Below are 4630 nucleotides of genomic sequence, written 5' to 3'. Positions count from 1 at the left end.
GCGGGCACCCGCCCCTCACCCCAGCCCTCTCCCCAAAAGGGAGAGGGAGCAAAGCACGAGGAGCAGAAGCCGAGCCCCCCACAGGAAGAGAACAAAAGCGGCCTCAGTGCAGCACGAACAACTTGTCGAAACCCGCTACGCGCAACGTGCCGCGCAGTTCGTCGCGCGCGTTGACGATGCGGATCTCGGCGCGGTCGGCGCCGGCGTGCTCGCGCAGCAGCAGCAGCATGCCCAGCGCCGAGCTGTCCATGCAGGTGACTTCGCCCAGGTCGACCACGTAGCTGCGCGCCTTGAGGCCGGAGCCGAGGCAGGCGTCGTGGAAGTCGCGGTGCACGCTGAAGTCGAAGTGCTCGCCCAGGTGCAGGGTCAGGCAGTCGGTGTCGCTGTCGTGGTGGACGTTGATGCTCATCGGTTTACTCCGGAGGCAAAACGCGATCCACGGATGGATCGCGCGCCCAGCGGACCCAGGTCCGATGGGCAGAGCCGAGGCCGGGCGCATGCCGGACTCGAGCGAACCGGAAAAGCGCGGGAGGCGCCTTTCCGGTCTACGGTTCAGAAGAGCTCGATCTCGCCTGCGTCCATCGAACTCTGCAGCGCGGGACCGCGCGAGCGCAGGCGGGCCTTTTCGCGCTGGATCGCCAGGCGGGCGCGCACCCGCAGGGCGCGCGCCTCCAGCGCCTCGGCGTCGATCCTGCTGCAGGCCAGTTCCTCGATGTCGCGGGTGCAGTCGGCAGTGATCTCCTGCAGTTCGACCAGGCGCGTGCGGGTCTGGTGCAGCAGCTGGCTCAGGATGTCCTCGAACTGCAGCGAGCGGATCGTGGTGGACACGTCCGAACCCAGGCCGCGGTTGATCTCCACCACCTGGTCGGCCACCGCACTGGTGCGCGCGTCGGATTCGGTGACGTGGGCCATCATGGCGTCGATGCCGCCCTTGGCCGACAGCGCGACGTTCAAGTCCTGCGAGGCCATCGTGCCGACCAGGCCGCGCAGCTGCTCCATCGCGGCGCGGGCGCGCTCGACGTGGCTGCCGATCTGCTCGTTGAACTGGTTGGAATTGCTGGCGAGGTTGCGGATCTCGCCGGCGACCACCGCGAAGCCGCGGCCGGATTCGCCCGCGCGCGCCGCCTCGATCGAGGCGTTCAGCGCCAGCAGGTTGGTCTCCTCGGCGATGGTGTTGACGTTCTTGAGCAGGCCGAACACGGCGTCCATTTCCTTGGCCATGCCGTCGATGCGGTAGACGATGCGCAGGCTCTCGCGCGACATCTGCACGATCATGCCGACGAAGTGCTCGAGCAGGTCGCCGGTGCGCGCGGCGAAGTCCTGCACGGACACGCCGCCGTTCTGCACGTCGATGATCTGCTTGAGCAGCGACTGCTGCAGGCCGGTCTTCTGCGACAGGCCGTCGAAGCCGCCACCCAGTTCCAGTACGGCGTCGCGCAGCAGGTCCAGCGCCTGGTGCAGCTCGCGCGTGGCGTGGCCCAGTTCGTCCACCAGCGCGCTGCGCACGTCTTCCAGCGCCTCGCGCACCGGTGTGCTGTCCACCTCGGCCGGCGCTTCGACCGGCACCGTGCCACGGCGCGCTTCGACGATCCACGCCGCGGCCAGCGCGATCACCAGCACCGGCGCCAGCCAGGCCGGGTGCCACAGAAGGCTGACCAGCAGCGCGGCGGCGCTGGCCGAGAAGCCGACCAGGTGGCGGGTGTGGAAGAAGGAGAGGATGGCATTCATGGAATTTCTTCCGTGATCAATGGGCGGCGGCGCGCGGTGCGCTGTCGAGGGGTTGGCGCGCCAGCCTCAGCAGGCGCGCGGCAATCTGGTCGAGGGGAAGCGCTTCGCGCGCGGCACCGAGCTTGAAGGCGGCGCCGGGCATGCCCCACACCACCGAGCTGTCTTCGTCCTGCACCAGCGTGGCCGCACCGGCCTGGGACAGTTCCAGCAGGCCGCGCGCGCCGTCGTCGCCCATGCCGGTGAGCACCGCGGCGACGGTGGCCTTGCCCACGCTGGCGGCCATCGAACGGAACAGCACGTCGACGCTGGGCTTGTGGCGGTTCACCGGCGGGCCGTCGTGCAGGCGGCAGACGTGGCGTGCGCCGTCCCACATCACCAGCAGGTGCTGGCCGCCCGGCGCGATGTAGGCATGGCCCTGCTGGATCGGCTGACCATCGCGCGCCTCGCCCACGCGCATCGCCGAGCAATTGTTCATGCGCGCCGCGAACGGGCCGCTGAAGGCGGCGGGAATGTGCTGGGTGATCACGATCGGCGGCGCGTCCGGCGGCATCGCCTCGAGCACCACGCGGATCGCCTCGGTGCCGCCGGTGGAGGCGCCGATGGCGATGATCGCGTTGCCGCCGCGCGTGCCGGCCGATTGCGACAACGGCAGCACGGCGTCGGCGGACAGCCGCGGCGCCACGTCCAGCTTGCGCACGGCGGTGCGCGCGCGCGGCTTGGAGCGGGCGGCCGCCTTGACCTTGGCGCAGATGTCCTGCGCGCTGTCGGTGAAGGTGCTGGCCAGGTCGCTGGAGGGCTTGGTGAAGAAATCCACCGCGCCCAGCTCCAGCGCGCGCAGGGTGACGTCGGCGCCCTGCTCGGTCAGCGAGGACACCATCACCACCGGCATCGGCCGCAGCCGCATCAGGTTTTCGAGGAAGGTCAGGCCGTCCATGCGCGGCATCTCGACGTCCAGCGTGAGCACGTCGGGGTTGAGCTGCTTGATCTTGTCGCGCGCGATCAGCGGGTCCGGCGCGGTGCCGATCACCTCGATCTGCGGATCGGAGGCAAGCATGGTCGACAGGAGCTTGCGCACCAGTGCGGAATCGTCGACCACCAGAACTCGCACCTTTTCCATGCCGTATGTCTCGACCTTGCCTTCGATGTGGGTGGAGCGGTGGCGCTGGGTCGTGAGGGCGTTGATCCGCCTGCGCCGCGGGAGGAACCGCCGGAACGGCGGATGCCGCGCCCCCACGGCCCAGCGCCACCGGTCAGAACAGCTCCACCTCTCCCTTTATCGGATCGTTTGCCAAACGCTTGAGGTAATACCGCTCGTCGTCGACCAGCGCCGCGTCCCGGGCGCCGCGCAGCTGGCGCACGCGCACCTTGCCGCTGGCCGGGAAGAACTGGACCTGGCGCGGATACACGTCGCCCAGGTCGGAGGCCGCCACCTCGAGCTTTTCGGTCGCCAGGTAGCGCTGCACGAACTCGATGTTGCGCCGCCCCACGTCGGTCATCTGCGCCAGCACGCGGCCGCCGCCGAACACCTTCACCTCCAGGTCCTGGCGCTGGCCGCCGGCCTTGAGGATGGCGTTGATCAGCTGCTCCATCGCGTCCGAGCCGTAGCGCGCCGCGCGGCCGACCGCGGCCGACCAGCTGTCGCGCTCGCCCACCGGCTCGGGCAGCATGAAGTGGTTCATGCCGCCCACGCGCCGGCGCCGGTCGCGGATGCAGGCGGAGATGCAGGAGCCGAGCACGGTGGAGATCATTTCCTCCTGCGCGCTCACGTAGAACTCGCCCGGCAGCACCTTGGCGGTGACGCACTGGTGGATCGGGTCCCAGAACCTGCGCAAATGCTCGAAGCCGGGTAGAGCGGGTGCGATGGGCTGGCCTTGCGGCAGCCTCGCGACGACCTGGGTCATGCGGTCTTCTTCCGGTAGATGGTGCGGCCGATCAGTTCGAAGTCGTCGGAAAGACCGTGCATGGATTCGGAGTGGCCCAGGAACAGCGGGCCACCGGCGGACAGCAGCTGGGCGAAGCGGCTGAACAGCTTCTGCTTGGTCGGCTGGTCGAAATAGATGACCACGTTGCGGCAGAAGATCGCGTCGAACGGCCCCTGCATCGGCCACTCGTGCAGCAGGTTGAGCGGCAGGATGGTGGTGAGCTCGCGCAGCCGCGGATGCACGCAGGCCAGGCCCGCATATTCGCCCTCGCCGCGCAGGAACCAGCGCCGGCGCCGTTCCTCGCTGACGCCTTCGATCCGGTCGATCGGATAGACGCCCTTTCGCGCCGTGGCCAATGCTGCCGGCGAGAGGTCGGTGGCGAGGATCTTCGCGTCCACCTTGCGGCCGCAGCGATCCAGCGCCTCGGCCAGCACCATGGCCAGCGAATACGGTTCCTCGCCGCTGGAGCAGCCGGCCGACCAGATGCGCAGGCGGTCGCACTCGCGGCGCCTGGTATCCAGCCAGCGCGGCAGCATCTCGTCGGCCAGCGCCTCGAAGTGGTGCACCTCGCGGAAGAACGCCGTGACGTTGGTGCTGATCGCGCTGGCCAGCTCGCCGAGCTCGCTGTCCGGATCGGTGCGCAGCAGCTCGCAATAGGCGCCGAAATGCTTCATGCCGAGCGCGCGCAGCCGGCGCACGAGGCGGCCCTGGACCAGCTGGCGCTTCTGCTCGCTGAGCGCGATGCCGCAATGCTCGTAGACGAAGGCGCGCAGGAACTGGAAGTCGCCGTCGCCGAGCACCGGGCCGGCCAGGCCGGCCGTGATGTCGTGGTCGGCGACCGCATTCATGCTCAGAACTCCTTCCAGGCGCCCGCGTCGGCCACCGCGGCCATCGGCTCGACCACGCGCACCGCGCGCGGCGCGGCGGTCTTGCGCACGGCGGCGAACACGGCCTCGGCCTCGGCGACCACCGCCGGCCGG

5 protein-coding genes are annotated in these 4630 nt (G+C 69.6%); all 5 read right to left on the bottom strand.

All coding sequences use genetic code 11. From position 1 onward, the window contains the following. Positions 1-103: 103 nt before the first annotated feature. Positions 104-403: an STAS domain-containing protein gene (locus HOQ08_RS05420; RefSeq protein WP_343203813.1), complete on the bottom strand. Its 300-nt coding sequence runs from the start codon at positions 401-403 to the stop codon at positions 104-106. A 149-nt stretch (positions 404-552) separates the two neighbouring features. Next, the gene (locus HOQ08_RS05415; RefSeq protein WP_291192356.1) at positions 553-1728 is read right to left on the bottom strand and encodes a methyl-accepting chemotaxis protein; all 1176 of its coding nucleotides are present in this window, start codon (positions 1726-1728) and stop codon (positions 553-555) included. Positions 1729-1744: 16 nt separating this feature from the next. Beyond that, positions 1745-2845: a chemotaxis response regulator protein-glutamate methylesterase gene (locus HOQ08_RS05410; protein ID WP_291192355.1), complete on the bottom strand. Its 1101-nt coding sequence runs from the start codon at positions 2843-2845 to the stop codon at positions 1745-1747. Between the two features lie 133 nt (positions 2846-2978). After that, positions 2979-3629, bottom strand: a complete 651-nt coding sequence (gene cheD / locus HOQ08_RS05405) for a chemoreceptor glutamine deamidase CheD (RefSeq protein ID WP_291192354.1) — start codon at positions 3627-3629, stop codon at positions 2979-2981. Continuing rightward, a complete protein-coding gene (locus HOQ08_RS05400) occupies positions 3626-4498 on the bottom strand; it encodes a protein-glutamate O-methyltransferase CheR (RefSeq protein WP_291192353.1) in 873 nt (290 codons plus the stop codon). The genes cheD and HOQ08_RS05400 overlap by 4 nt, the downstream gene beginning before the upstream one ends. Positions 4499-4630: the final 132 nt, after the last annotated feature.

It is taken from the genome of Frateuria sp. (assembly GCF_013362045.1).
GTDB lineage: Bacteria > Pseudomonadota > Gammaproteobacteria > Xanthomonadales > Rhodanobacteraceae > Frateuria_A.
The sequence above is the reverse complement of the archived record's forward strand: the minus strand, read 5'-3'. Positions and strand labels throughout refer to the sequence as shown.